Source organism: Candidatus Phytoplasma rubi (assembly GCF_026821955.1).
Classification (GTDB): Bacteria; Bacillota_I; Bacilli_A; order Acholeplasmatales; family Acholeplasmataceae; genus Phytoplasma; species Phytoplasma vitis.
On record NZ_CP114006.1, the window covers coordinates 299,641 to 325,853 of the forward strand.

The window sequence follows — 26,213 nt, forward strand, 5'->3', positions numbered from 1 at the left end:
CAAATATCACTCCTTCAATAAGCTTCTTATTAAAAAGGATATATGAAAAGTAACATGGTAACAAAGTGGTAATAAGATGGTAACAAAACGGTAATAAAGTGGTAAATAAGATGGTAACTTAATGGTAATAAAATGGTAATTTTATAAATTATTTATTTGTTTTTAATTCTTTTTTATTTAAATTTGATAAATAACCAGAACGTAACTTTTTCACCCGATAACCTTGTTTATCTTTTGTTAAAAAAGATTGAAGATATTTTAAATCTTCTTTTCGATAATAGATGATGTTTAACCCTTTCTTATAGTTGGTTTTCATGGGTTTATGATATTTATCTAGCTTTTGAGAATCTAATTGATATAATTGTAAAGTTTCTAACTTATTGACATCAATTTTCCCAATCAATTCTTTGATACGATTTTTAGTTTCATTTTGATAATTAATTTGAAATAGTGGATAGAGGTGTTTAAGGAGTTTATTTTGGCTTTTAAGAGGGTTATTTTGGCTTTTAAGCGGGGTTAAATTAGAAAGTAATAGTTTACTATTACTAGAAGAGAAATTATCATTAATTAAGGTGATTTTCGTTTGTTTAATTTCTTCTAAGATTTGAGGATCGACAAAGAGAGTTTGGTTTTTCGGGCGATAATTAGCTTCTTGGTAGGTGTTTTTCTTTTTAGAATGAGCAATAATAGTGAGATTGATTAAATCTTCTTTTAATATTTTTAAAAAGTTTTTAATTTGAGTTAAATCGTTGGGGGTGGTTTTTGTGTTCCAGCCCCCGATTCTAATTTCTTGACTAGTGTCGTTTTTCATTTTTTTCTCCTTAATTTGGTTTATTGTTATAAAAATAAAAAACCCCGAATTTGCGAAAAAATAAAATCGCAAAATTTAGGGTATATGAGCTTATTTTGGGGTATGTTAATGTTATTATATGTGTAGATGTTATATATTGGTGTAATAAAGTAATAATTTAATTAATTACTTCAACTTTGTCTTCACCAAAGAAATGAACTGCTAAATCGACGATTATTTTCTTTTGGGCCTCTTCATAAGTAATGTATGGGTCTAAAAAACATTTTTGATATGCTTCTTTTCCGTATTGACGTAATAAATCATCGACATCTTTACAAGTTTGATCGTAAGGGGGTAAAATGCGTCTAATTTCGTATAAAATGTTTACTTCTTTAAGTTGTAATCCTAACACTTCACTGCGTTTTCGTCCTGTTTCGTCGTTATCTAAGGCGATAATGACTTTAATTTTTTCTTTTTTAATTTCTAGTTGTGATTGAGAAAGTAGTTGAGTGACACAAATGAGACCGACAACGTTTTTAATATTGTTTTGCCAACAACTAATGACATCAAAAAACCTTCATGAATGATCATGGTTTTTGTTTGTTTGATAAGGTAACGCTTCAAAAAAACGATAACTAAAATGAAAGGTCGGTGTTTGACTAAAATTAGTTAATGATTGATATTTAGGTTGGAAATAAGAAACTTCGCGAAAGTTGTTTTGATAAAAATGAAAAGTTTGATGATAACCATTTTCAATAGGGATAATAATGGAACCATGAAAAGTATCATGAAAATATTTTTTATTTTGTTGATTAGTTTTTTCTTTGATAAAGCCATATTCAACTAATTTTGTTGTATCGATATTTTGTTTTTTACAATAATTTACTAGACGAAAAGATAAAGGTTTATCAGATAATGGGGTATAACCAAGTTTAAATTCTTTGATGGTTTCTAGAGTGAGTTTTCTTTTTTGAGTTAAATATTCTATTCCTGGTTGACTTTCGTTATTTTGGTTGGAAATTAACAAATAATGATAATAATCACGAATTTGGTTGAATAAGGGTGAGATTTTTTTAAATAATTGTTTCTTTTTGATATTAATTTCCTGTTCGTCAACTGGTTTTTTTGGTTTCGTTGAATGATATGGTTGTTTAAAAGAGTTAGTAGTTGTTTTCGTTGTTTCTTTTTCTTGTTGACTTAAGGTTTTAAATTCGAAAGAATTCATAAATCTTTCTATTCTTTGGATCGCTTCATGAAAGGATTGAATCTGACGGATAGCCATATAAACATCAATAATATCGTAATCTTTCCCACATTTCCAACAATGAATTTTATTAGTTGAAGTGAAATGACAACAAGTGGGATTCTTTCCTTGATGGATGGGGCAAGGGAAACGGTGGTGGTTATTAAAATTTAGAGGTAAAATTTTTAATTTTTTAATAAAACTGACATGGGGAAATGAGTTTGAATGTGTTTTATTTTATTTTGATAATTCATTGATGAACTCCTTAATAATTTTCTAATGGATAAGGCAAAACATAACCGATTTCTTGGAAGGTTTGAGTGTTCATTTCAAAGTGATAAACTAAGTTTTTTTTGGTGCCATTTCGATTCTTTTTAATAGATAATTCAATAATTTTTTGAGATTCGTTATTTTTTGATTCTAAATATAATTTATTTAAATCTTGATTATAGATATTTAATGGTTTTTCTTTGTCTTTGGATATTTTGGGTTGGAATTTAGACATCATTAAGACGATATCTGAGTTAGTTTCAATTCCACCACTTCCTTTTAAAGCTGTTATTTCTGGTGATTTACCTTGGTAATGGCTATATGTATCTCTTGAAAATTGAGATAAAATGATAATAACGATGTTTAATTCCATGGCTAATTGTTTGAGTTTTGTCATAATTTCGTCAATGGCTAACCGATCATTTTCTAAATGATTACTAGTTTTAGTAATTTGAAGGTGGTCAATGACGATGATTTCTGCTTGTTTTTCTAAATGAAGGCGATAAACTAAATCAATTACATAATCAATGTTTTTGCCTTGATCATAACTAAATGATAAGTTAAGTTGGGAAAAAAATTGTTGAGCGTCATTCATCCTTTCCATGTAGGTATGTGTGGTGATATTTGCGTCTTCCCAATTTTTATCTAAAATAACATCTAAGGGAATTTGAGTTTGGTGGGCTAATAAACGACTTAAATTTTCTTCTAAGGTCATTTCATAAGAAAAAACTAAGAGATGAGGATGATGATGAGTTTCTTGATATTTAGTTTTGGTGATATCTAACAAAAGATTATAAACAAAAGTGGTTTTTCCTAAACCAGTATAGCCACCAATAGTGATGATTTGACCTTTTTTAAAGCCTTTGGTGGCTTGATTTAATCCTTTGAAAGTTTCCGATAAGCGGTAATATTCTTCTTGAATTTTTTGTTTGGCTTGTTGATCGAACTGGAAAAATTCAGGATGACAAGAAACCATTTGATTTAAAGTTAATAAGGTTTTATCTGATTGATGAGGAATAAAAGCCATAAATTTTCTTAATTTATCAAAGATTTCTTGGTAATAAAAATGTTTGTGATAAGGATCTTTATTTTCAAAAGAAGGACTAATAATTTTTAAGAGTTGTTGGAACAGTTTTTCTTGGGTATAGGTATGTTTTAGGTTAGCTAAAAAATCAAGGTTATTTTCCTCATTAACATCATCACTTAAAAAAGATAAAGATGCTTTATTAAAGTGATCTTGGGGAAAATGGGTTTGGAAATAGGTAAGTAATTCTTTGATGATCTCCGTTTGAGATTTGATTTTATCCCATGGATGAGATGCTTGTTTTTCTAAAAATAAATATTTTAAGGCCTGAAAGATTTTGGTATTTATGGGGTCCAGTAGAGTTTTAGGGTCGATGATTTGGCAATAAAGGTTTAGCTTTTCCCATTGGCCTTGTGCGCTATATTTTATTAATTGTTGTAATGCTTTTTGTTCATTGGTTAACATTTTATATTAACTCCTTTTTTATTTTTTAATCATGTTAATATCACTAAAAGGGAGGAATTGATTATTAAGTAAAGTTTTTAAAAAGACATTCGCTGGAGGTGAAAAACAATCGATCACTTGGTTAATTCCTGGGATTTTCCCTTGATGGATTTTCTTGTTTAATCTTTGAGTTTCAACGGCATCGTTGGTTAATAAGTAAATTCAAAACGAGTATCGAGTTTTTTTAATTGTTGACCTTCGACCATGGCTTGTTTATAGCGGTCACGAAGACAGGTTTTAAAACTAAACGCCATTATTCGTTTGGTTTTGTAAATAAAACGAGATCAAATTTAATATCTGGAATGAAGAATAAATAAGCTTGAGGGTATAAATTGATGATTCCTTGGTTTTTAAAATAAAGTAAAATAAGATATTCATTGATTTTACCGCGGATTACTTTTTTACTTTGGGAGTTGTAATTGTTATTAATTAAATATTGATCGAGTAAATGGTGATGATGACACATATATTCATTAAAATTAAGTGAAAATGATGTTTTTTTAAAAAGTTTTTTTAAAATATTAACACATTGAGTGTTAGTATTAAGTTGTTTAATGTGGTAAAAATCTTCGTTCGTTAACATCTTTTTTCCTTTCTCAAGAAAAAAAAGACCTTGTTTTAAGGTCTTTTCTTCTTAATTTTTTTTGTTTTCCAAGTAATGGTCCCATCAGGTTTGATGGTTTTAATTTTCCCGTTATGGTAATAAAAATAGAGATTACCGTTTTGACATTTTTTCTTAATAACAATAGCCATTATCTTTCTCCTAGATATTTCATAATTTTTTGAATATTGAATGAAATGGGATCACTTCCGTTTAAGATTAATTTCTTAATGTCGTTAGTATAATGAGTGAGATAATGATCGTATCCTTGGCGAACAGTTTGAAAATAAGTTAAGGATTGTCTTTCAATCAAATCTCTTTGATGATTTTTTTGTTTCTTCTTTCTGGTTCTGCCGATGAGCGGATCAATATCTAAATAAATTAATAAATCAGGTTTTTTTAAGATAGTTTCATGATTTATCTTAAAGATCTTTTTTAAAGGTGAAAGTTGTTTCTTTTCCTGAGAAAAAGGAAATAATTGGTAAGCATAAGTGGATGGTAACCAACGGTCTAAAATAATTAATTGGTTGTTTTTTAATAATTCCGCTTGGATTTGGGCCATATTGGCGAGACTTAAATAAAAACGAGTGAGGTAATCTACTTGTTGAAAATTTAAAAATAAATCTCTAATTTCCTTTCCAAGTGAACTACTCCCTAAGCCTTGATAAGTTTGAAAGGGAGTTTTTAAATGGGGTTGAAGGGAATTGATAAGAGAAGTTTTTCCGCTCCCATCAAGTCCTTCAAAAACGATTAATTTCATTATTGATTTCTCCTTTTATTTGGTTTTGGGTATAAAAAAAGACCTTCAAATTGAAGGTCTTAGTTGTATTTTATTTTGCTTAATTGTTTTAAATAAGTTGTTTGTGATAATTCTTCTTTTGCTTTGTTTAGAAGATTTAGATATTTTTTACTATCAGCAATCATTTTAGATATGAAGTTTTTATCTTGATAAATGCGGACCACATGGTATTTTATGTCGTTAAAATAAACTAAAAAGTAAGCGAAGTTCGCTTGCGAACAATAGAGTTGACATTGAACTTGGGCCCAGTAGTATTGAGGGATATTTTCTAGTTGAGGGTGAGTTAAAAAATTAGTCCAAGTGGATGAGACTTCTTTATTTTCGTTCACAAAAGGACATTTAATTTCTAAAACAGCTTGATGTTTTTCGTTGTAGCCGTCTAAAGATGCGGAAAAAAGGTTAACTTGATCATCAGTGAAAATGGTGTCTTCAAAAGTTAAATTGGTTTTTTGTATGAAAAATTTACGAGCTATAGGTTCCTTTTTTTGTCCATGCAGCGTATATTGATTAGCGGTAAAAGTGGTGCCAAAGAGTTTATCATGAACTAATTGTTCCATAGAACGAAAGGGATCTAAACCCGTTATCGAAGCAATTTCCGAAGCGTTGATGTATTTTTTTCGGTGTTGATACCATAATTTGGTGCGTTGATTTAAGTTTTTGATTCTCATAATAATTATTCTTTCTTAAATATTTTCTTTAATAATAATAAAAGATATTTACCTAAATAATAAAAGAAACGAAAAAGGTGATAAAGACATTTAAAAAGAAAATCAATTAAATATAAAAGATGGGGACAAATAATAAGATAATCGTTAATAAAACTAAGTTTAACCATTGATTTTGATAAGTAAAGAAATAATGACTGATAGTATTAAGGCTATTATTAAGCTTTGTTAACCAAGTATTAATGAAATTCCACATGATGATTTGGTTACTTCGTGGTTAAATATTGGTAAAATTGAACCACTATTCCTTTGTTTAGTTGGTGAATACTTAGTTTGACGGTGAAAAGATAGAATTTAATGACATAATAAATGGTGATAATTGGAATAAATGAAAGTAGAGCAATAATGAAAAAGATGAGATTACTAGGTAAAGATTGAAAGATTTTTTTAATGAACATGATTTTTATTTCCTTTCCAAGTTGTGTGTGTTGTTAAATAAAAAAAGACCCTTTAAAGGGGTCTGGTTTGTGATTAAAGATTAATCTAATTCTTTTGGTTTTTTAGGTGGTTGGGTGGTGTCTAAAAATTGATAATATGTTTTTGCGGTTTCATTTCCGTCAATATACCAATCATCAAAAAATACCATCTACATATTTATAATAATAACTAGTTCCATTTTCATTATAAATCCATCGAGAAGAACGGCCGAATTTATTACGGACTTCTTCGCCTGAATAATAACAACCGTATTTGATATAACATTGATTTATCCAATTTATATAATTAGTTCTATATTGTTCAGCTAATTTAATTTTTAAAGAGCTATCACTACAACGAAGAAAATAAATGGTATTATCGGTTTCGAAAAGATGGGAAATAATTTTAACTTTAAAAGGAATATTAAATTTTTTATAAGAAGGAGAAGTAACTTCAAAAGAAATTTCAACTTCTTTAATTTGTTCTTCGTATTCACTTTCTTGAATTAATAGTGGAAAAGTAAATAAATTATTTTCGCGTTTCCAATCACGGATGGCTTGATAGGGTTCAAAAGAGTCAGGTAATGAGATAAATTTTTTTCTTTTTTGAACGTTAAAAGTAAAGAGATAAATGTTTTTTGCGCCGTTTGATAGTTTTAATAGATCATGAATTGTGTAAGTTCTATTAGAGGCACTTTCTGGCATGATTCTAATACCAGTGTCGTAATAAATAGCGTCAATATCAATTTCATGGAAATTTTTTGATGGTAAGGGTAAGACCAAACCAGTATGTGGAGTTGCGTTATAACAACCTAATTTAATTAATTTTGGTTCTTTGATGATATTATTTTCTATTAAATAATGATTAATTACTTCTTCTTTGTTTTGATCAGCGAAGATGTTACTTACTACTAAATTTATTTGAGATTGTTCTTCCTGAGGAGGTTTTTCTTGGATGTCCCAAAAGACAAAAGCTTCTTCAATGGCGATTTCGTATTTAAAAAGGTCTTCTAAAGTGTATTCATCGTCTTCATGAGGATATTTTTCGTTAAAAGGATTGATTCTAGGTTTGAAATAAACACTAATTAATCCTTGAGGAGGATTTTTTAGTTTGGGTTTGAAGAAAGCATAACCGTAGGGGTTATAGGAAGGAGATGAAATATCATAAAGATAAGATTCGATATCAAAGTATTTTAAGATTTCAGGGATACTTTCTTTGGAAAAAACTTGGATATCATGACGGATGAATTGAGGTTGAGTCGCTAACCATTCTTGTTGGAGAGTTTGGTAGTCAGCTAATTTAATGGCTGATTTAGTTTGACGATGAAAGAAAGAATGAGCAGAGATGGAAGAAGATAAGTTAAAAAGAATGATAAAAAAAATAATAATAATTTTAAATAAAGGGAATTTTGGTTAATTTTAACATTGTTGGTTACCTCCTAATTTAATGTGGGTTGTGAAATAGTTTCTTTCAAGACAGTTGTATTTAAAATTTTAATTAACATATTGTCTAATTTTATTTATTACCTTGCCAGTTAGTTAATGTTGTTAAAATAAAAAAGACCCTTGAAAGGGTCTTTGTAAAATATAAGATATTTATATTAAATTATTTTTGGTTTTAAACATTGTTAAAAATTTCCTTAATATATTGATAATAACAATAAAATATAATTTAAATTATTTAATTTTTCTAGGAATAGTTGGTTGTTTTGGTTTTTAATTTCTTTTTACAAATTGTTTTGTCTTTGTTGTATTATGGTGTTGATTTGTGTTTGATTTTGATTAATTCTTATTTGAATATTTCTTATTATATTTATGTGTCTTTTTGAAGAATAAAGAGGTGTGTTATTTAAAGCTATATCCATTTCTTCAATCAGCGCTAACTTTTGGTTTTCTAAAAATATAAAAATTTGTTGATTATAAATTTGTTGATTAATTCTTTTATGTTGTTGTCTTAGTAGATTAATCATTTTTTCAGGAAAATTATTATTACGAGCATTAACGATTTGTTGAACTATTCTAGCTTCTTTTGAAATCATGTTTTGTAAAATTTGATGTTGTTCTAATTGTTCATGATTTTGACCATTATTCATTGCAATTACTTGATTGTTATTGATAACAAATAATAAAACTAAACCAATAAATAAAAATACATTTAAAAATAATAAATTATTTTTGATTTTAAACATTAATTAAAATCTCCTTTTTTATTCCTCATCCGAGGGAATTTTGTAAAGGGAGTTAAGTTCAGATAAAATATTATCTTTATATTGTTTTTGGACGCCTTCATATTGTTCTTCTAACATTTTTTTGAAATTTTCAGCTCCCGATAACATTCCTTCGTACATTTTTTTTCTAGATTCTAAAATTCCGATTTGAGAATTAAGATGTGAAATTTGACCGACTAACGATGATATTTCTTTGTTTATTTGGGTTAGTTCAGAATTTTGTGGATGATTTTCCCAATTTGCTCCAATATTTCTTAAATTATCTCTTTGTTTTATTTTATTTTCTTTATCTTGTTCCAATGGTGTTAATTGATTTTTTAATGTTTCGATTTGAGGTGGTAATGGATCAAGTTGTTTTTTTAAATCATCGCATTTTTTATTTTCTTCATCAATTGTATTTTGTTCGTCTTTTAAAAAACTTAATGAATTTTTCCAACTTTTTTTTATTTTTTCAATTTCAAATTTTTCTTGTTCAGAAAGATTATTGGGCAATAAAGTTTGATTGTTGTTTTCTGATAATACATAAGATTTTATTTTGTCAAAACGAGCTTCAGTAATTGTGAATTTAGGTTTTTCAGTTTTTCGTTTAGATCTATAAGAACTTGAACTTGAATCATTATTTTCTATTTCTTTTTCTGGCGAAAATAATTCTTCTTTTTCTTTTTTTATATCGTTTCTTCCTTGATAAAAAATAATAATTGCCGATCCGATAAGAAAAATAAAAATAATAGTTACTAAATGTTTTTTGAAAAAATTACTAGTATTCATCAATTTCATTTCCCTTCTGATAATAGTGATTATTATCAAATATCAAAATTTGAATATATTACCATTATACAATTTTATGAATTAAATTGTTTAAAAAAAGTTTTATTTATTAGGAATCATAATCATTTCAGGGATTTTAGTTTGACGTTTGTCTTTAAGACGTTGTTGAGCGCGAGCATAGTTGGGATTTTGTTGACGAATTTCTTCTCTTATTATATCTCTTTCTTTTATTTTGAATTCTAATTTGTCCGTTTCTAATGCAAATTTATCAATGCGTAATTTATCAATATCTTCTATTTTTTTTCTTTTTTCATCTAATTCGTTAATGATTTTTCGATATTCATCGATTGTGGATTTTTCTTCTTGTGCGATTTCTTTAACTACTTTTTTTGATTGTTTGTATTCTTTAAAGATTTCGTCAGATTGTAACTTATTTTTATATTCTTCTATTTTCTTTTGGTAGTCTTTTTTGTCAGCTTCAAGTTTGGCTAAATCGCGGTCGATGTCGTTAAGATATGAGTCTAAAGTTTCTTTTGTAATCATTGGCGCTGATTCTTTGTTTTCGTTGACTACTTCGTTGTACATATGCCATAAACGGTGGCCTTCGTGAAGAACTATACCAACTTTACCCACGCCTTGAGCAAATTTTCTAGTAACACTAATAGTTTTTCCTAACGTTTTAACTGCATATGTGGCAGGAAATAAATCGGTAACTTTATCGAAACCTTTGAAACCAAACTTAAAGGCATTACCGAAAGAAAATTCATTTTCTTTTTCATAGGTTGTCATACGGTTGTGCATTTCTCGGTATTTTTCTTTTAGAGCATTATATAAATCTCGTTCACTTTCAATTTTATTTAATTTTTGGTTGATTTCATCGATGTTTTTTTGGATTTCGGTTTTACGTTCTTCCACAGATTTGATTTGTTTGAATAATGCTTTTTCTCCTTCTGTTAAATCTTTATATTGTTCTTCTAACATTTTTTTGAAATTTTCAGCTCCCGATAACATTCCTTCGTACATTTCTTTTCTAGATTCTAAAATTCCGATTTGAGAATTAAGATGTGAAATTTGACCGACTAACGATGATATTTCTTTGTTTATTTGGGTTAGTTTTATATTTAACTTTTCAATTTCGCTTAAATTGGTAGAATTGGCTATTTGTTCTTCGGTTAGTTTTTTTTCTTTTTCTTTATTTTTTAATTCTTGTTCTTTTTCTTTTAGTTGTTCTTTTAGTTCAGAAATATTTTTTTCATTTTCTTGTTGTTGAGTTTTGATATCAGTTATTTTTAATTCAGTTTGATCTAAAAGTTTTTTGATTTTTCTTTTTGTTTTTGGTTGATTTCTTGTTTTTCATATAATGTTTTTAATTCTTTTTCACATTTCTTTAATTCGCCTTCCCAATCGGATTTGAGTCCTTTGTAATCATTAATGGTTTGGTCGTATTTGTCAATAGCTTTGTCGATTTCATTGATTAATTGGCCGACATATTTAGATGATGGATCTTTTGGTTTATAAAAAAAACATAAGTAACCAAAGCCTAAAATAATCATAATAATTAAAAAATAAATTAAATAGCCTTTCCAAGATGAGTGAATGTATAAATTGGAAGTTGGTTTTGGTTGTTTTCTTTTTTTAATTCCTTTGGTTTCGTTGTATTTTCGTTTAAAGAAAATAAACATTCCAAAAATAGTGCTAGCTAATAAAAACCAAGTGAAATAAGAACGAAAAGTAAAATAACTTTTAAATAAGTCTAAGGGCGATAACATTATTTATTACCTCCTTTCTTTTGGTTTTCGATTTTTTCTAATATTTCGGTGTTTTGAGAAATAATCATTTGATAAGCTTTCCTTAAGTCTTCTTGTTTGATTTCGTTTCTTCGTGTTTCGCCTTGTCCTCGGTTTTTGGCGAAGATGGTTACTGTTGTTTTTAAAAGGTTTTCTAAAGTTCGGTTCGCTTTTAAGAATTGATGGTTTTTAGGCAAGTGTTCTAAAGCTTCGTTGATGATTTCAAATAAGTATTGTTTAGCTTCTTCACTATAAGGATTTTTACGTTTTTTAATCATGAATTCTAAAAACTGTTTTCTTTCTTCTTTATTACCAGGTTTTACTTCGATGTTATAAGTAAATCTTGATTTGATGGCTTCATCAATTTGTTCCTCATGGTTAGTTGTCCCAATAATGAAAATAGGTTTTTCAGGGTTATTTTCCAAAGAGGTCATTTCTGTTTTGAATTGATTAACCACATTGGCGATTTCTGAACCAGCTTCTAATGTTCCTAAATCAGTAAAAATAGTTTCACATTCATCTAAGAATATGATTGCTCCGTTTGCTTTTTCAGCGGTATCTCTTGCTAAATCAAATAAATCTTTGACCATTTGAGGTACTAAGCCTTTATATTTTTGTGAGAATAAAGAACTAGAAACTTCAAAGAAAGGTAATTTAGTTTCTTTGGCTAAGGCTCTCGCTAAAGTGGTTTTACCTGTTCCTGGGCAACCATACATTAAAATTCCTAGTGGCGGTTCTACTTCGCCAATTCCTTGGTAGTTATCTTTATTTTTAAGATAATCTAAAAATCCTTCCACTGCTTTTAACTCTTTTTTAAAACCAATTAGCTTATCAAAAGATAAGAATTTTTGAGGATTAGATGGTTTAAAAAATGATTCTTCTGCTTCAGATTGTTGTACCTCGGTTGTTAATGACTCTAATTTAGGTTGTAATTGAGTTTGAAATTCATTTATGAATTCATTGTTTTGAGTTGTTATTTCTTTTTTTAATTCATTTTGGTTTTGATGGATTTGGGTTTTTATTTCTTGTAAGTTAATATTTTGATTTTCGAGCCTTTTGTGTTGATTGATGATTTGTTTTTCGGTTTCGGTTAAAGTTTGATGGTGAATCCACACATAAGTTCCTAAGAAAAAAGAAAAAAATATGAGGATAATAGTTATCATTAAATGTTTTGGCAATGATTTTATTTTATTTTGCTTGTTTTTTATAATTTTTTGTTTTGGATTATTCATTTTTCCTTCCTTTCTCAATAAAAAAAGACCAAGTAAAAACTTAGTCTTTATTGATAAATTACGCTAATTGAGCGATTTTGTTTTCAATGGTTTGACTGCCACCACTGAAAGTTTTCCCTTGGGAATCAATTAATTCGTAATCACAAATTAATTTTAATTGAGGATCTTTTTCTTTTATAATTTCTTTTTGTTCGATGCTGATTTGAATTTTCATATTTCCAATCCCATTTTCTAAAGTCATTAAAGGACATTTATTAGCTTCATATTCATGATCGTTAATTTTTAACGATAAATTAAAATATTGTTCAGGATGATTAAAAGTTGTTTGAGTATCATAGCGAGTAGATATTTTTAAATAGAAGGGAGTGCCAAGTTCCAATCCATTACTATTCAAAATAGCTTGATGTTCGATTGTAATTAAATGTTGATATTTTTGTTGGTTTAAATTAGGAATGGGAATAGGTAAAAGGATTTTGTCTTCGTTATTTCCCCCTGTTCTTTCAATAGTAAAAGAAGGAAAATTATTCATCAATTGAATTTTTTCTTTTCTTTGTTGGGCGAAGTAATTTTTTAAGGCATAAAGTGAAGTGATGGTAAAAAATAAACTGATAAAAACCACTAAAGTGGTAAAAATTTTATTTTTAGTTTGAATTTTCATAATTATTTTCCTCCTGGGATAATTGATTTAATGATATTGATAAAGTTTTTAATTCCTGTGGTAAACCAAGGAATTTTGTTTCCATAGTAAAGAGTGAATAAGGATAAAAGTGAATTTAAAATGATAATAGTATAAGTGATTTTTTGTAAAAAAGGTAATTTTTTAATTGTGAAAATTTTGGTTTTGTTTTTTGTCGGTGGTAAATTGTTATTAGTTTTTTCTTGGTTTTTTGATTTTTTTTGGTTTTTTTTAATAATTATTTTTGACATATTATTTCTCCTTTGATTTTTTTAAAGATTTTTTTAATTATTTATTTGTTTTGTTTTCATTGTTATCTTTTTTAGGTTTTTCTTGGAAGGCGAAAAAGATAATCAAGAAAACAATAATGAGACTCGTTGTTGAAACTATTCCTAAAAATGATTTCGACTGATTAATTTTTCATTTTTGAACTCTTTTTATTATTTTAAAATTAAAGTTTTAACTTTGTCTTTGATGGTTTTAGAAAGTTTGAAAGTGACTACTGTTTTGGCAGGGATTTTTAATTTTTTCTTTGTTTTAGGGTTTCTACCGATGTAGGCTTTTCTTGATTTTAATTTAAATTTGCCTATTTTAGGAAATAAAACTACTTCTTCGTTCTTAGTGATAGCGTTGATTAAATTATTTTCGAAGATATTATAAAATTCTTCAGTTTTAGTTACGGAAGTTTTGTTAGCTAAAGCGATTTTTTTAATTAATTCTTTTTTTGTCATAATTATTTGACTCCTTTTGTTTGATTTTTTTAATTGTTTGTTGGTTAGATGATTAAGTTCATTTGGTTGTTATGAAATCTTTTTTTAAAAGGTAAAGATTCATGAGGTTTATTATCTAAAAAGATCACGTTTTGAAGAATAACTTTAGTGTTAGTTTTAGTTTGTCCTTCATTATTCGTGTATTTTTGGATTGATAATGTGCCTTCTACATATATTTTTGAACCTTTATGTAGGTATTTATTCATGTTTTCAGCTTGATTACGAAAAGCGATACAAGGGATGAATTGGGTTTTATCTTTAATGTTAAGAGCTAATTGAAAATCGATTTTAGCGATTTGTTCGTTTTTTGAATTGATATATTGTTTTTCTAAATCATGGCTGAGACGGCCGATTAATTGAACTTTGTTTAACATATTTTATTTTTCCTTCTTTTTGATATATTTTTTTATTTATTTATAGATAAAACTTTTGAAAACAAATGTATTTAACGACTATCTGATTTGTTTATGTGGGAATCATTTATTACTGTTGTTTCAAAAATTTTATTCTTGATTTTGATACAAAAAAAGATTACTCTGAAAGTAATCTGGTTTTTATTTTTTTATTGTTTAAAATAACTAGTTTAACGTCATTACGGACGAGCGATAGGTTTTAACGTTTTTTTAATTTTTTGATAGCGATGTTTTTAATATTTTCTACTTGTTTTAAAGATAAATTGAGTTTTTCAGCTATTTCGGTGTTGGTATAACATCCTTGATAATCTTCGTTAATATTTCCTAAAGGAACACCAAAACTTAAATAGATAATTTTGAATTCGTTTTCACTTAATTTAGCTTTCATTTTTTTTAAAAAAATTTCATGATTAACTTGTTTTAACCATAATTGATGAGGGTTTAAATTATTTATTTGATATGGTTCATAAAACTCTTCTTTAAAAGAAAGATTATCAACTTTATGATTTTTTTGGGGGATTGAAGGTGAATGGCTTTTTCTTATTAGTTCTCTGATTTCCGATTTGATGGTTGGAGTAGCGTAAGCGATAAAGTCATAACCCAAATCTTCGTAATTATTGAGGGCTTTGATTAATCCTAAAATCCCTTCTTGATATAAATCCTCTTTAGTTAAAACTCGCGGATAATATTTAAACTTTTGAACTATCTTTTTTATTAAAGGTAAATGAAGTTCGATTAATTGATCTCGTATTTCTAAATTCTTTTTATTTTTTAAAAAATCTTTAAATAATTTTTCTCTTAACATTTAATTCCTCTCTAAAAAAACATTTTTTAGAAAAGATATGAAATTATTTTTTTAGCCTTGGAAAAGAAAAAAAGACTAACTTAATAGTTAGTCTTAAAGAATTTTTAAAAAGGAAAAAGTGTCTAAACTTTTGGAACAGTGCAGGGAATAGGTAAAAGGATTTTGTCTTCGTTATTTCCCCCTGTTCGTTCAATAGTAAAAGAAGGATAATTATTTATCAATTGAATTTTCTCTTTTCTTTTTTGGGCGAAGTAATTTTTTAAGGCATAAAGTGAAGCGATGGTAAAAAATAAACTGATAAAAACCACTAAAGTGGTGAAAATTTTATTTTTAGTTTGAATTTTCATAATTATTTTCCTCCTAGGATAATTGATTTAATTAAATTAATTAAGTTATTAATTCCTGTAGTAAACCAAGGAATTTTATTTTCGTAGTAAAGAGTAAATTTCACTAATTGATATATCCTCTTGATTGTTATCTTATTTTCATTATTATAAAATTTTTTTATTTATATAAAAAAATATTCATTAATTTTTTTACAAATCAATAAATACATTCTATATTAATTTTTTTAAAAATCAATAAATTTGTTATGTTTTAATTTAAATTATAATATTTGAAATTTATCAATAAAAAAACCAAACTAAATTTTAATTTTCAAATTTGATTTAATTGTTAGCTTTATTTAGATTAATCTTTTAAAGTTAAAAGGATAATAATAAAAATAATTAGTAATAATAAATAATTTTTTATTTTAAATTATCTAATATTTTTTGGTCATTTTCTGTAATAACAAATGTTTTGTTTTTCACATCAGCTTCTAAGCACGCTATACTTGTCCCTGATTTATTTTTACGTATTATTTTAATTTTGTTTTCTTGTGAATCTGTTTCGATCAATATTTCTCCATCTAAATCAAAAGCAGAGCATTTGTTTCTCCATGATAATAATTTTAAAAGATTTTGAACAACAAGACGTTTAACTTGTGATTTAATTTCTTCTAAAGAATAATAATGACGATTAATATTTCTTCCTTCTTTTGAAGATTCTAATAACTTAATATCATTTTCTCCTGCTAATAAACCTACATAATAAATTTGTGGAATTCCTGGAGCAAATATTTGAAAAGCACGCGTTAATAAATAGGCATCGTCATCATTACCTAAAGCAGAATAATAAGTCGTATTAATTTGATAAATATCTAAATTATTATACGAATCAGAAGAATAAATTTTTTTAACATTCGCTCCTATTTTGTATAATTTTTCAGAAGTATAATCAATTTCTTCATGTGTTAAAATACCACGAGCATCAACAACTCCGATACCATCATGAACATCTAAAGTAGTAAATTGTTTCATTGGAGATCTTCTTAACCAATTAGCTAAAGTTTTAACTTTTCCTGAATATAATGTATAAAGCATTACCAATGGTAAAACAAAGTCATAAATAAAGTATCCTTGTTCGCTAATTTTATTAGAAATAGTATAATGTTCATGAATTTCTGGTAAAATTTCAACTTCTAAAGGTTTTAAAATATTATCCACTTCTTTTAAAAGATTCCAAATTTCAGGTTCTACAAAAAAACAATTAGTATTTATTTTTTTACAAGCATAAGCAAAAGCATCTAAACGAATTAAACTAGCACCATGTGTAGCCATATTTACTAAATTTTTTTTAATAAATTGTTTAGCTATAACATCATTTATATTAATATCAATTTGATCTTCTCCGAAAGTATTCCAAAGTTTTTTTTTCGTACCATCTTCAAAAGTAATAGAATGTATAGGGGCTTTATTTTTTCTTTTATAAATTAAATCAATATCTTCAGGATTAGGTTTTTTGTCTTTTTTTTGAGCCCAAAATTTTTCCCAACGAATAAAAAAATTGTTATATTTAGAATTCTCATGATTTTTTTGAAAATCCTTATACATTACAGATTCGTGCGAAATATGATTAATCATGAAATCAAACATTAAATAATATTTTTTACTTAAAGTTTCGATATCTTTCCAATTACCAAAAGCTGGATCGACATTATCATAACCTGTTGGAGAAAAACCACGATCACTCGTTGACGGAAAAAAAGGTAATATATGAATTCCGCCAATAGAATCTCCAAAATCTTCTTTTAAAACTTTAATTAAATCTTTAAGATTTTTCCCTAATGAATCAGGATAAGTTATTAACATTGCTTTATTTTTAATTTTCATTGATTATGACCCTTTTTTTATAATTAAACTTTTGATTTTATAATTATTTATCAAATCAAAAATAAAAAACTGATATGATAAAGTTTTAATTATTTAATATTAAATAATTATAAAAACAATAATTTTTTTAATTATTTCTATAATTTTAATTTTTTTATATTTAAATTATATTTAATGCTTTTAATAATTATTTTTAAAATTATCAAATAATATTATTTTATACTTATGGATTTTAACATAATTTTTATTGAAAATATTATTTCATAAACATAAACATCGATTATATTGATTTTGATATTTTTAAAATAATAAAAATTTTTATTATTTTTTAATAAAAAAACAAAAATTTAAATATCTAAAATAAAAAAAATTATTATTTTCTAGATATATATAAACCCGTTTCTGTATTGATAATAATTTCTTCTCCTTGTTCAATAAAAATAGGGACTTTAATAATTAAACCTGTTTCTAAAACAGCTTCTTTAAATGAAGTTGTTTTACGAGCGTTATTAGATGTTGTCAAATAATCTGTTTGAATTATTTTTAAACAAATTTTATCAGGAATAGTAACGCCTAAAATTTCTTCTTTCTCGTCAAACATAAATTCTACTAACATAGCTTCTTTTAAATATTTAATGATGTTTTCTAGTTTATCTTTAGATATTTCAAATTCTTCATAATTATCCGGGTCTAAGAAAATATATTTATCATTTAAAATGTAAGAAAATTGCAATTTTTTTTTATTAACTAATGCTTTATTAATTTTAACCCCTGCATTAAAAATATGTTCAATAATATAACCATTTTTTAAATTTTTTAATTTGCTTCTTACAAAAGCGGCGCCTTTGCCAGGTTTAACATGTAAAAAATCTACAATTTGATAAACATTATTATTTAATTTAATAGTTTGGCCTATTTTAAAATCATTAGTATTAACATTAGTATTGTTCATTATCTTTCGGTTCCTTGTTTAAAAATTTTTTTATCATATAAAATATTTTTTTTCTAATTTGCATCTAAAGGATTTATAATTTGTAAAAATTGAATTTGGTTTTTAAATCATGTTTTTTGTCTTTTAGCATATTTTAAAGAATTCTTAATAATTAAATCCTTAGTAGCTTCCTTAAAACTTATTTTTTTTTAAAAAAGATTTTATTTTGCTATATTCTATAATATTAAAATTTGCTTTTGGATGATTTTGGATAAGATATTTTACTTCTTGAATAAATCCTTTTTTAAAATTTCTTCTAATCTAAATATTAACCTTTCTTTTAAAATATTTTTTGGTATATCTAAATAAAAAAATAAAAATATTAAATAAAGGAATATCTTTTTTTCTTTTCAGATCTTAAATTATTTTGAATAATTTGTTTATAAGCACTTAAAATACGACGTGGATTTTTTTCATCTAATAATTAATTTAGGATCTTTTTTTCTAATTATTTCTAATATTTGTTGTATTTCTAAATTATCTATATTTATTTTATGATTTAAAAATTCATCCTCAGAAAATAATTCATAATCAAAAAGAGATGTTTTAATATAAAGACCACTTCCACCTACTATAAAGGGGATTTTTATTTTAGGTATTAAATCTCTAACATCTTTTTGAAAATTATAAATGTTATAAGATTCTTAAGGTTCAACTTTACTCAATAAATGATATTTTATTTGTTTATTTTCTTCAATATTTATTTTAGCTTAACCAATATCAAATTTTTTATAAATTTGAACTGAATCTGCATTAATAATTTCTCCTTTAAAAAAAAGAGCTAATTCAATAGATAAACTAGTTTTTCCGGATGCTGTCGGTCCAGAAATAACTATTATTTTTTTCATATAAATTCATTCTAAATAAAATTTTAATGAATAACTTTATATATTATAAATTATAAAAAAATTATTCATTAAAATTTATTTTTGTAATTTTCTTATGAGGTCCTAAATTTAATAAAACTCCGTTTAGTTGTCTTTTGCCTTCTGCAATTTTATTCTTTTTTTTATGTTTTGTATTTATAAAATTATTAATAATAATATTTTTATCTTGTCCAATTACTCCTTCATATGGTCCAGTCATTCCGACATCTGAAATATAAAGTGTTTTTTTGGGTAATATTTTATCATCATTAGTCTGAACATGAGTATGCGTTCCTACAATAGCATCAATTTTTCCATCAAAATAATGAGCCAAAGCAATTTTTTCACTAGTAACTTGTGCATGAAAATCTAAAAATGAATAATTGTATTTTTTATGACAAATATTCAAAATATTTTCAATTTTTTCAAAAGGACAAGATAAATTATTATTATTTATAAAAACTCTTCCTAAAGCGTTCATTATAAGAATTTTTTTATTTTTACATTTTATTATTTTATAACCATTACTAGCAGTACATTTACTATCTAAATTAACAGGTATAACAATATTAGAAGATGAAATAAAATTCTTAATGGAATTATTATCAAAAGTATGATTACCCATTGTTATTATATCAACTCCAGCGATTATTAATTCTTTATAATTTTCATAATCTAAACCTTTGCCATTATCGACATTTTCTGCATTTACAATAATTATATTATATTTATATTTACTTTTCAAAAAATTTATTTTTTCTATTAAATAATCAACACCTGGTGTGCCGCAAATATCACCAATAAAAAGAATTTTCATAATATTGAGCACTCCCCCCTCTTTTTCTCCCCTTTAATTAATTATTGATTTAAGCTATATCAATTACTCTCAACTCTCTAATAACAGTAATTTGAATACAATAATTATAATGAATATTTTTTTGAATTTTTTTTCTAATTTTTTTAGCTATTAAAAAAGTATTTAAATCATCAACTTCTTCAGATTTAACAATAACTCTTATTTCTCTTCCGGATCTGATGGCGTACGATTTTGATACACCTTCAATACTATCAGCAATATTTTCTAATTGAGTTATTCTTTGAATATAATTCTCAATTGAGTCTTTTCTTGCTCCTGGTCTAGCAGAACTGATTGTATCCGCGATCGAAACTAAAACAGCTATTAAAGTGGTTGATTCTTGATCTTCATGATGTGAAGCAATAGCGTCTATTACTTCTAAAGGTTCTTTATATTTTTTAGCAAGTTTGACTCCGATTTTAACGTGATTTCCTTCTGTTTGGTAATCTAAAGCTTTACCAATATCATGTAAAAGTCCAGCTTTTCTAGCTATAATTTCATTTTCTCCTGTTTCTGCAGCTAAACATCCTGCTAAAAAAGATACTTCTAAAGAATGTTTTAAAACATTTTGGCCATAACTAGTTCTAAAATGTAATTTACCTAATAATTTTACTAATTCTTCATCAATAAATCCTATTTTAGCTTCATAAACTGCTTCTTCTCCTATTTCTTGTATAAACTCATCAATTTCTTCGGATTTTTTTAAAAATATTTTTTCAATACTTGCAGGAGTGATTCTTCCATCGATAATTAAAGATTCTAAAGTTCTTTTAGCAATTTCTCTTCTAATAGGATCAAAACAACTTAAAATAATTGTATTAGGATTATCATCTATTATTAAATCTACGCCAGTAATAATTTCAAAAGCTTTTATATTACGTCCTTCCTTACCGATAATTCTTCCTTTTAAATTATCTTGTTCTAAAAAAATCATACTAATATTATGTTCATAAACAACTGCTCTAGATAATTTTTGCATTGTCAAAATTAATAAATTTTTTGCTTTATTTTTTATCTTAAATTTATATTCTTTTTCTTGTTCTTTTTCGTAATTTATTATTTCTTGATAAGAATCGTCTCTAACTTGTTTTAAAATAATTTCTCTTGCTTCTATTCGAGTCAAAGAAGAAATTTGTTCTAATTTTTTTTGTTGTTTTATTATTATTTTTTCGATTTTGTTTTGTAGTTCTTCTAAATATTTTTTATTAATATTTATTTTTTGTTCTTTATTATATAAAAATTCTTCTTTTTCGTGTAAATATTTAAATCTAGAAGTCAACAATTCTTCTTTATGAATAATTTTCTCTTCTAAATTAATAATTATTTTTCTTCTTTGATTTAAATCATTTTCTGTTTCTTTTTTTAATAAATGAACTTTTTTTTCAGTTTCTGAAAGAATTTGAGCCGAAAGTAATTGAGATTTTAATATTTTTTTTTCAATATTTTCATCTATTTTTCTTATTTTTTCACTTATTTTTTTTTTGGAAACAAAATATATCAAAGTTCCTAAACCAGCAAAAATAAAAAATAAAATAAATGAGTAACTGTTATTAATATATTCCATTTACATCTTTTTTAATAAATTATTTCTTCCTTTCTTAATATTAAAATATTTATATCTGTTCTTATTTAATATTTTTTTATTTAATATTATTTGTTTATATTATCTTAATTTAAATTTTTTATTTTTTTAATTTTTTTTAATATTTTTTATAATATTTTCGATTATTTTTTTATTTAAAAAAATATTTTAAATAAAAAAATAATCGAAAATATTACATGACATAAAAAATAATTTTCTCATTTAAAAATAAATTTTTAATAACAAAAATTAATATATTTTTTTTAATATATAATATTTAATTAAAAATATATGTCTAGCATGTATTATATTATAATTTTACATATTATTCAAATAATATTATTATTTGAATATAATTTAATTAAAAAAAATAAACATTTTTTTATTTATTTTTTTAAAAAAAAAAAAAAACTAAAAATTTCATTTATAAATTTTTAGTTTTCAAAAATAAAATTATATTTATATTATTTTTTTAAAAATTTTAGGATTAATAATTTGTTTCGTAGTTTTTTTATTATTAAGTGAATTCACAAATTTATTTATTGTTTTTTCGCCTATTTTTTCTCCTAATTTGTATAATGAATCAGATGCTCCTTTAAAAGCTTTTGTTTCTGTAATTTTTTTTAATAAACTTGAAGGATTTTTGTCATTTTGTTTTTCTTCTAAATCTTTTTCATGCGAATAGAAAATATCATATTTTTTTATTTTTATTAATTCGAAATTAATAAAAATATTATTCTTTTGATAAAACCCTCGCCCAAACCGCACGGGCATATTCCTATGCATACGGCTTTCCGAGTTCATTCATAAAAAAATTAATACTTTTTTATTAAATTAGAAAAAAATTATTTTTTTCTCTCTGTTTTCCTTCCCCTTGTAAAAGTTATTAACTTCTCCTTGGTAAAATATTAATTTTACGAGTACTATGAAAACTCTGCAAGCATGTAAAATTAAAATTATAAAATTTATAAATAATAGTAATTTTATTAGTAATTTTATTTAGCTTTTCCAAGGTAGCTCTTTAATTTAGGAAATGTTAATTTTGCATGGATATTATTGGTAAAATAATTATTATTAAAAAATTTTTTTTATAAAATTAAGAAATTATTAAAAATTAAAGATAGTTTAATTATTTGATAAAGAAAATAATCAAAGTCTTAATTTGATAAATTTTTTTAAAAAAATTTTTAAAATAAAATAACATTAACATTAATTATTTAATTATTTTATATCTTTAATTCCCTAGAATTTCATGCTTTTACTAACTTCATTTCGCATTCTTTATAATTATTTCAATGCTTTTTGGATATGCTATTTTCCCTTATTAAATTTTCATTCTCAGGTTAATCCAATAATGTGATATACTATCTATCAATACCAAAGGGACCCTTATATACCCTCTAAATTTAAAGGCCCGAACTTGCGCACTTTATCATTAATTGATTCTGAATCTTTTTCGATTGATTCTGAATTTTCTTCGTTTGTCGTTATATCTTCTGTCGGTTCGATATTTGTTATTAAATTTTCCGAATCATTTGTAAAAACTACTTCATTATCATTTGATTTAAGAAAAAAAATCAAAAAAACAAAAAACAATATTAAAAAAATACAACTAGAAACAAAAATAATAATTTTTTTTATTTTGTCCAAATTTTTATAATATCTTTCTTTTTGTTTATATGATAAAACAATTTAATATATTAACTTTTTAATTTTAAGAAATTGACTAAAATTATTTATTTTTATCAAAAAATTTAAATTATAAAAACTTTAATAAAAAATAAATTTTAATTATTTTTTTGATATTTATAATTAAATATATAAATATCAAATAATATTATATAATATAAATATAGAAAAATAACGAACATTCATCAATAATAATGTTTTTTAAAATAAATTAAAAAAATTTAAAAAAAATAACAACTATTATTATATCTATTTATTTGCTAAAAAATTAATTTAATAAATTAATTTTTCTTATTATAATTAAAAGTAGTTATCAAAAAAATAATTTCGATTCAAAAATTAACTTTTTTTAATAACTGTTTTTTAAATTTAATATATAACTATTTTCATTTAGATAAGGGTATTTAACAAAATATAAATGATCAAAAATATTTTTTTCAATATTTTTAAAATTACAAAAAAGAAAAAAATTTTATTTTTTTTAATTTTATTATTTATTTTTAATAATATTTATCAATGGACTCCAAAAGGAAAAGAAATATCATTAACAAAAATGGAAGAAAAATTTAATAGTCAATTAATTCGAAAATTCAAATATATAATGCGAAAAAATTCGATAACTAATTTATATTATTTTTTATTAGAAGCTGAAGATTTAAATAACACATTCTTTCAAACAAAAATGTTAGAACCTAATGCATTGAATATAATTAATAAATTTAAACAATATCCTAATATAAAAGAATATGAATACAAAACAGATTTTTATTATTTATTTTTATTAATAAATAAAATTCCAATATTAAGTTTATTTTTTACTTTATTTCGATCTTTAAGTTCTATTATTTTTATGTTTTATATTTTAAATAATTTTCTTTTACAATTATACAAATTTAAAAATAATCCTTTGATTTCTAATAAACAAAAATTAAAATTTAATTTTAAAGATGTCGCTGGAAACGAAGAAGAAAAAGAAGAAATGAAAGAATTAATTGATTTTTTAAAAAATCCACTAAAATATTCTTCAATAGGAGCTTCCATTCCAAAAGGAATTTTATTAGAAGGCCCGCCAGGTACAGGTAAAACTCTTTTAGCTAAAGCTTTAGCTGGGGAATCAGGAGTTCCTTTTTATGCTGTTTCTGGTTCAGAATTTGTAGAAATATACGTTGGAACAGGAGCTTCTAGATTAAGAAAACTGTTCAAAGAAGCAAAAAAAAATATTCCTTGTGTTATTTTTATTGATGAAATTGATATTTTAGGGAAAAAAAGAGGAAATGATATTTCAAACTCTTCTTCTGAAAGAGATCAAACTTTAAATCAATTATTAACTGAAATGGATGGTTTTAATTCTTCTCATGGAATAATTATTATAGGAGCTACTAATCGAACTGATATGTTAGATCCTGCTTTATTAAGACCAGGTAGATTCGATCGCAAATTTAAAATTGGGCTTCCTGATGTTAAAGCCAGAGAAGCAATTTTAAAAGTTCATGCCCGAAATAAAAAAATAATTCCTAATATTGATTTTTATCAATTAGCAAAAAAAACATCAGGAATGAGCGGAGCTCAATTAGAAGTAATTGTAAACGAAGCTTCTATTTTAACAATCCGTAATAAAAAAGAATTCATTACTATGATAGAATTAGAAGAAGCTGTAGATCGAGTTTTAATGGGACCTTCTAAAAAATCAATTAAATATGATGAAGAAGAAAGAAAAATGGTAGCTTACCATGAAGCGGGACACGCAGTCATTGGTTTAAAATTAGAACATGCTCAAAAAGTACAAAAAATAACTATTATTCCGAGAGGTTCAACAGGTGGTTATAACTTAATGTTGCCTGAAAAAGAAACTTTCTTTTCTTCTAAAAAAAGAATGTTAGCTAATATTACTTCTTTTTTAGGTGGTAGAGTAGCTGAAGAATTAGTTTTTGATGATATTTCATCTGGTTCTGCCGAAGATTTAAGAAAAGCAAACGAAATATCTAAATTTATGGTCATAAAATATGGAATGAGTTCTTTAGGAGTTATCCAAAATACAGAATTTTCTGATGCCAAAATAATTGATGAAGAAATTAAAAAAATAATAAACGAATGTTATCAAGAAGCTAAAAAAATTATTACTGATAATAAAATTTTATTAAATAAAATTGCTAATTTATTATTAAAAAAAGAAACTATTAACAAAGAAGAATTAGATAAATTATTTTAATTAATTATTCATTAAAATATTGAAAAATATTGATAATATTTAGAAAATAAAATTTAAATTGTATTATTATTTTATTTTTATGATATAATAAAAATATACTTGATATTAATAAATTTAATTTTATTTAATATAAATATATTTTTAATTATATAGGCTGGTGTGGCGAAATGGTATACGCATTTGACTCAAAATCAAACGATTTAAAATCATGTCGGTTCGAGTCCGACCATCAGTACCAAAAAAATTATCTTTTGCAAAGTATAATCATATTTAAATTTTTAATTTTTTTAAATAAATAAATAAAAAAATACTTAAATATTATAAAATAAAAAAGTTATCTTTTAAAAGATAACTTTTTTATTTTAACTAAAAAATATTTAATTTTTCTATTCATTTCTTTTTTGTATTAATGATAAAAGAAAAAAATTTAATTTTGTATATAATTTTAAGGAATTGAATCTTTTTACAAAATTAAATATTTTATTATTTAAAAATTAATTTTTTTTAAAGAAATATATTTTCAATTATCTAAAAAGAGGTTGCTTAAAAAATAATCAAAAATAACAAATCTTTTAGGATTGATATTTAATTTAATTTTTATTTATTAAAATTATTTAATTTTTACAATTCATAATTTCTATTTTTTAAAAATGGCGGAGTAGAAGGGATTCGAACCCTTGCACCAAAAATTTGGACTACGTCCTTAGCAGGGACGCCTCTTATAGCCTACTTGAGTACTACTCCCTTATATAAATA

At 24.5% G+C, this 26,213-nt stretch carries 28 protein-coding genes, 2 tRNA genes and 2 pseudogenes; 2 read left to right on the plus strand and 30 right to left on the minus strand.

Going from position 1 to position 26,213, the window contains the following annotated elements:
• Positions 1 to 148 precede the first annotated feature (148 nt).
• The 29 genes and pseudogenes from RS022_RS01590 to RS022_RS01725 form a co-directional block, all read right to left on the minus strand.
• Positions 149 to 811 carry a phase variable surface lipoprotein gene (locus RS022_RS01590; RefSeq protein ID WP_268850128.1) on the minus strand — a complete coding sequence of 221 codons (663 nt, stop codon included), beginning with the start codon at positions 809 to 811 and terminating at the stop codon, positions 149 to 151.
• A gap of 157 nt (positions 812 to 968) precedes the next feature.
• Positions 969 to 2,287 (minus strand): annotated as a pseudogene (locus tag RS022_RS01595) (toprim domain-containing protein).
• Positions 2,288 to 2,298: 11 nt separating this feature from the next.
• On the minus strand, positions 2,299 to 3,792 hold the full coding sequence (locus RS022_RS01600; protein ID WP_268850129.1) for a replicative DNA helicase: 1,494 nt from the start codon (positions 3,790 to 3,792) through the stop codon (positions 2,299 to 2,301).
• Between the two features lie 18 nt (positions 3,793 to 3,810).
• A pseudogene (locus RS022_RS01605) lies at positions 3,811 to 4,414 on the minus strand (hypothetical protein).
• Positions 4,415 to 4,449: 35 nt separating this feature from the next.
• On the minus strand, positions 4,450 to 4,584 hold the full coding sequence (locus RS022_RS01610; RefSeq protein ID WP_017193148.1) for a hypothetical protein: 135 nt from the start codon (positions 4,582 to 4,584) through the stop codon (positions 4,450 to 4,452).
• Entirely contained in the window at positions 4,584 to 5,192 is a 609-nt protein-coding gene (tmk, locus tag RS022_RS01615) for a dTMP kinase (protein WP_268850130.1), read from the minus strand. The genes RS022_RS01610 and tmk overlap by 1 nt, the downstream gene beginning before the upstream one ends.
• A 59-nt stretch (positions 5,193 to 5,251) precedes the next feature.
• Entirely contained in the window at positions 5,252 to 5,899 is a 648-nt protein-coding gene (locus RS022_RS01620; RefSeq protein WP_268850131.1) for a YqaJ viral recombinase family nuclease, read from the minus strand.
• Between the two features lie 106 nt (positions 5,900 to 6,005).
• Positions 6,006 to 6,152: a hypothetical protein gene (locus RS022_RS01625; protein WP_268849665.1), complete on the minus strand. Its 147-nt coding sequence runs from the start codon at positions 6,150 to 6,152 to the stop codon at positions 6,006 to 6,008.
• A 10-nt stretch (positions 6,153 to 6,162) separates the two neighbouring features.
• Complete coding sequence (locus RS022_RS01630) at positions 6,163 to 6,354, minus strand: hypothetical protein (protein ID WP_268849666.1); 192 nt, start codon at positions 6,352 to 6,354, stop codon at positions 6,163 to 6,165.
• Positions 6,355 to 6,528: 174 nt separating this feature from the next.
• Positions 6,529 to 7,155, minus strand: coding sequence for a hypothetical protein (locus RS022_RS04130; RefSeq protein ID WP_308738523.1), 627 nt, complete (start codon positions 7,153 to 7,155; stop codon positions 6,529 to 6,531).
• A 944-nt stretch (positions 7,156 to 8,099) separates the two neighbouring features.
• Complete coding sequence (locus tag RS022_RS01640) at positions 8,100 to 8,561, minus strand: SVM family protein (protein WP_268850132.1); 462 nt, start codon at positions 8,559 to 8,561, stop codon at positions 8,100 to 8,102.
• Positions 8,562 to 8,579: 18 nt separating this feature from the next.
• Positions 8,580 to 9,368 carry a coiled-coil domain-containing protein gene (locus RS022_RS01645; protein WP_268850133.1) on the minus strand — a complete coding sequence of 263 codons (789 nt, stop codon included), beginning with the start codon at positions 9,366 to 9,368 and terminating at the stop codon, positions 8,580 to 8,582.
• Positions 9,369 to 9,470: 102 nt separating this feature from the next.
• Entirely contained in the window at positions 9,471 to 10,391 is a 921-nt protein-coding gene (locus RS022_RS01650) for a DNA double-strand break repair protein Rad50 (protein ID WP_268850134.1), read from the minus strand.
• A 281-nt stretch (positions 10,392 to 10,672) separates the two neighbouring features.
• Positions 10,673 to 11,137, minus strand: a complete 465-nt coding sequence (locus RS022_RS01655; protein ID WP_268850135.1) for a hypothetical protein — start codon at positions 11,135 to 11,137, stop codon at positions 10,673 to 10,675.
• On the minus strand, positions 11,137 to 12,318 hold the full coding sequence (locus tag RS022_RS01660; protein ID WP_268850193.1) for an AAA family ATPase: 1,182 nt from the start codon (positions 12,316 to 12,318) through the stop codon (positions 11,137 to 11,139). The genes RS022_RS01655 and RS022_RS01660 overlap by 1 nt, the downstream gene beginning before the upstream one ends.
• Positions 12,319 to 12,445: 127 nt before the next feature.
• Entirely contained in the window at positions 12,446 to 13,045 is a 600-nt protein-coding gene (locus RS022_RS01665) for a hypothetical protein (RefSeq protein WP_268850136.1), read from the minus strand.
• 2 nt (positions 13,046 to 13,047) lie between these two features.
• Positions 13,048 to 13,314 (minus strand): hypothetical protein, encoded by a 267-nt coding sequence (locus RS022_RS01670; RefSeq protein ID WP_268850137.1) that lies wholly within the window; start codon positions 13,312 to 13,314, stop codon positions 13,048 to 13,050.
• Between the two features lie 189 nt (positions 13,315 to 13,503).
• Positions 13,504 to 13,794, minus strand: coding sequence for an HU family DNA-binding protein (locus RS022_RS01675; protein WP_268849608.1), 291 nt, complete (start codon positions 13,792 to 13,794; stop codon positions 13,504 to 13,506).
• Between the two features lie 44 nt (positions 13,795 to 13,838).
• Entirely contained in the window at positions 13,839 to 14,207 is a 369-nt protein-coding gene (locus RS022_RS01680) for a single-stranded DNA-binding protein (protein ID WP_268849994.1), read from the minus strand.
• Between the two features lie 238 nt (positions 14,208 to 14,445).
• Positions 14,446 to 15,051: a sigma-70 family RNA polymerase sigma factor gene (locus tag RS022_RS01685; RefSeq protein ID WP_268850138.1), complete on the minus strand. Its 606-nt coding sequence runs from the start codon at positions 15,049 to 15,051 to the stop codon at positions 14,446 to 14,448.
• Between the two features lie 122 nt (positions 15,052 to 15,173).
• Entirely contained in the window at positions 15,174 to 15,398 is a 225-nt protein-coding gene (locus tag RS022_RS01690) for a hypothetical protein (RefSeq protein ID WP_268850139.1), read from the minus strand.
• A gap of 402 nt (positions 15,399 to 15,800) precedes the next feature.
• A complete protein-coding gene (gene gtfA / locus RS022_RS01695) occupies positions 15,801 to 17,264 on the minus strand; it encodes a sucrose phosphorylase (protein ID WP_268850140.1) in 1,464 nt (487 codons plus the stop codon).
• Positions 17,265 to 17,637: 373 nt separating this feature from the next.
• Entirely contained in the window at positions 17,638 to 18,216 is a 579-nt protein-coding gene (gene efp, locus RS022_RS01700) for an elongation factor P (protein ID WP_268850141.1), read from the minus strand.
• Positions 18,217 to 18,668: 452 nt separating this feature from the next.
• Positions 18,669 to 18,887: a hypothetical protein gene (locus tag RS022_RS04230; protein WP_420885770.1), complete on the minus strand. Its 219-nt coding sequence runs from the start codon at positions 18,885 to 18,887 to the stop codon at positions 18,669 to 18,671.
• A gap of 78 nt (positions 18,888 to 18,965) precedes the next feature.
• On the minus strand, positions 18,966 to 19,103 hold the full coding sequence (locus tag RS022_RS04235; RefSeq protein WP_420885768.1) for an isopentenyl transferase family protein: 138 nt from the start codon (positions 19,101 to 19,103) through the stop codon (positions 18,966 to 18,968).
• A gap of 61 nt (positions 19,104 to 19,164) precedes the next feature.
• Entirely contained in the window at positions 19,165 to 19,938 is a 774-nt protein-coding gene (locus RS022_RS01710) for a TIGR00282 family metallophosphoesterase (RefSeq protein ID WP_268850142.1), read from the minus strand.
• Positions 19,939 to 19,987: 49 nt separating this feature from the next.
• Positions 19,988 to 21,541, minus strand: coding sequence for a ribonuclease Y (gene rny / locus RS022_RS01715; protein WP_268850143.1), 1,554 nt, complete (start codon positions 21,539 to 21,541; stop codon positions 19,988 to 19,990).
• Positions 21,542 to 22,018: 477 nt separating this feature from the next.
• Positions 22,019 to 22,333 carry a hypothetical protein gene (locus RS022_RS01720; protein ID WP_268850144.1) on the minus strand — a complete coding sequence of 105 codons (315 nt, stop codon included), beginning with the start codon at positions 22,331 to 22,333 and terminating at the stop codon, positions 22,019 to 22,021.
• 615 nt (positions 22,334 to 22,948) lie between these two features.
• Positions 22,949 to 23,209 carry a hypothetical protein gene (locus RS022_RS01725; RefSeq protein WP_268850145.1) on the minus strand — a complete coding sequence of 87 codons (261 nt, stop codon included), beginning with the start codon at positions 23,207 to 23,209 and terminating at the stop codon, positions 22,949 to 22,951.
• Between the two features lie 457 nt (positions 23,210 to 23,666).
• On the opposite strand from RS022_RS01725, the gene ftsH reads away from it, so the two are divergent.
• Entirely contained in the window at positions 23,667 to 25,457 is a 1,791-nt protein-coding gene (ftsH, locus tag RS022_RS01730) for an ATP-dependent zinc metalloprotease FtsH (RefSeq protein WP_420885769.1), read from the plus strand.
• Between the two features lie 153 nt (positions 25,458 to 25,610).
• Positions 25,611 to 25,695, plus strand: a tRNA-Leu gene (locus RS022_RS01735).
• A gap of 413 nt (positions 25,696 to 26,108) precedes the next feature.
• Here RS022_RS01735 and RS022_RS01740 read toward each other — a convergent pair.
• Positions 26,109 to 26,201, minus strand: a tRNA-Ser gene (locus RS022_RS01740).
• Between the last annotated feature and the right edge of the window lie 12 nt (positions 26,202 to 26,213).

Coding starts and splice junctions, on each gene's coding strand:
- RS022_RS01590 (WP_268850128.1), bottom strand. CDS start 811: ATGAAAAACGACACTAGTCAAGAAATTAGAATCGGGGGCTGGAACACA.
- RS022_RS01600 (WP_268850129.1), bottom strand. CDS start 3,792: ATGTTAACCAATGAACAAAAAGCATTACAACAATTAATAAAATATAGC.
- RS022_RS01610 (WP_017193148.1), bottom strand. CDS start 4,584: ATGGCTATTGTTATTAAGAAAAAATGTCAAAACGGTAATCTCTATTTT.
- tmk (WP_268850130.1), bottom strand. CDS start 5,192: ATGAAATTAATCGTTTTTGAAGGACTTGATGGGAGCGGAAAAACTTCT.
- RS022_RS01620 (WP_268850131.1), bottom strand. CDS start 5,899: ATGAGAATCAAAAACTTAAATCAACGCACCAAATTATGGTATCAACAC.
- RS022_RS01625 (WP_268849665.1), bottom strand. CDS start 6,152: ATGTGGAATTTCATTAATACTTGGTTAACAAAGCTTAATAATAGCCTT.
- RS022_RS01630 (WP_268849666.1), bottom strand. CDS start 6,354: ATGTTCATTAAAAAAATCTTTCAATCTTTACCTAGTAATCTCATCTTT.
- RS022_RS01640 (WP_268850132.1), bottom strand. CDS start 8,561: ATGTTTAAAATCAAAAATAATTTATTATTTTTAAATGTATTTTTATTT.
- RS022_RS01645 (WP_268850133.1), bottom strand. CDS start 9,368: ATGAATACTAGTAATTTTTTCAAAAAACATTTAGTAACTATTATTTTT.
- RS022_RS01650 (WP_268850134.1), bottom strand. CDS start 10,391: ATGTACGAAGGAATGTTATCGGGAGCTGAAAATTTCAAAAAAATGTTA.
- RS022_RS01655 (WP_268850135.1), bottom strand. CDS start 11,137: ATGTTATCGCCCTTAGACTTATTTAAAAGTTATTTTACTTTTCGTTCT.
- RS022_RS01660 (WP_268850193.1), bottom strand. CDS start 12,318: ATGATAACTATTATCCTCATATTTTTTTCTTTTTTCTTAGGAACTTAT.
- RS022_RS01665 (WP_268850136.1), bottom strand. CDS start 13,045: ATGAAAATTCAAACTAAAAATAAAATTTTTACCACTTTAGTGGTTTTT.
- RS022_RS01670 (WP_268850137.1), bottom strand. CDS start 13,314: ATGTCAAAAATAATTATTAAAAAAAACCAAAAAAAATCAAAAAACCAA.
- RS022_RS01675 (WP_268849608.1), bottom strand. CDS start 13,794: ATGACAAAAAAAGAATTAATTAAAAAAATCGCTTTAGCTAACAAAACT.
- RS022_RS01680 (WP_268849994.1), bottom strand. CDS start 14,207: ATGTTAAACAAAGTTCAATTAATCGGCCGTCTCAGCCATGATTTAGAA.
- RS022_RS01685 (WP_268850138.1), bottom strand. CDS start 15,051: ATGTTAAGAGAAAAATTATTTAAAGATTTTTTAAAAAATAAAAAGAAT.
- RS022_RS01690 (WP_268850139.1), bottom strand. CDS start 15,398: ATGAAAATTCAAACTAAAAATAAAATTTTCACCACTTTAGTGGTTTTT.
- gtfA (WP_268850140.1), bottom strand. CDS start 17,264: ATGAAAATTAAAAATAAAGCAATGTTAATAACTTATCCTGATTCATTA.
- efp (WP_268850141.1), bottom strand. CDS start 18,216: ATGAACAATACTAATGTTAATACTAATGATTTTAAAATAGGCCAAACT.
- RS022_RS04235 (WP_420885768.1), bottom strand. CDS start 19,103: ATGAAAAAAATAATAGTTATTTCTGGACCGACAGCATCCGGAAAAACT.
- RS022_RS01710 (WP_268850142.1), bottom strand. CDS start 19,938: ATGAAAATTCTTTTTATTGGTGATATTTGCGGCACACCAGGTGTTGAT.
- rny (WP_268850143.1), bottom strand. CDS start 21,541: ATGGAATATATTAATAACAGTTACTCATTTATTTTATTTTTTATTTTT.
- RS022_RS01720 (WP_268850144.1), bottom strand. CDS start 22,333: ATGCCCGTGCGGTTTGGGCGAGGGTTTTATCAAAAGAATAATATTTTT.
- ftsH (WP_420885769.1), top strand. CDS start 23,667: ATGATCAAAAATATTTTTTTCAATATTTTTAAAATTACAAAAAAGAAA.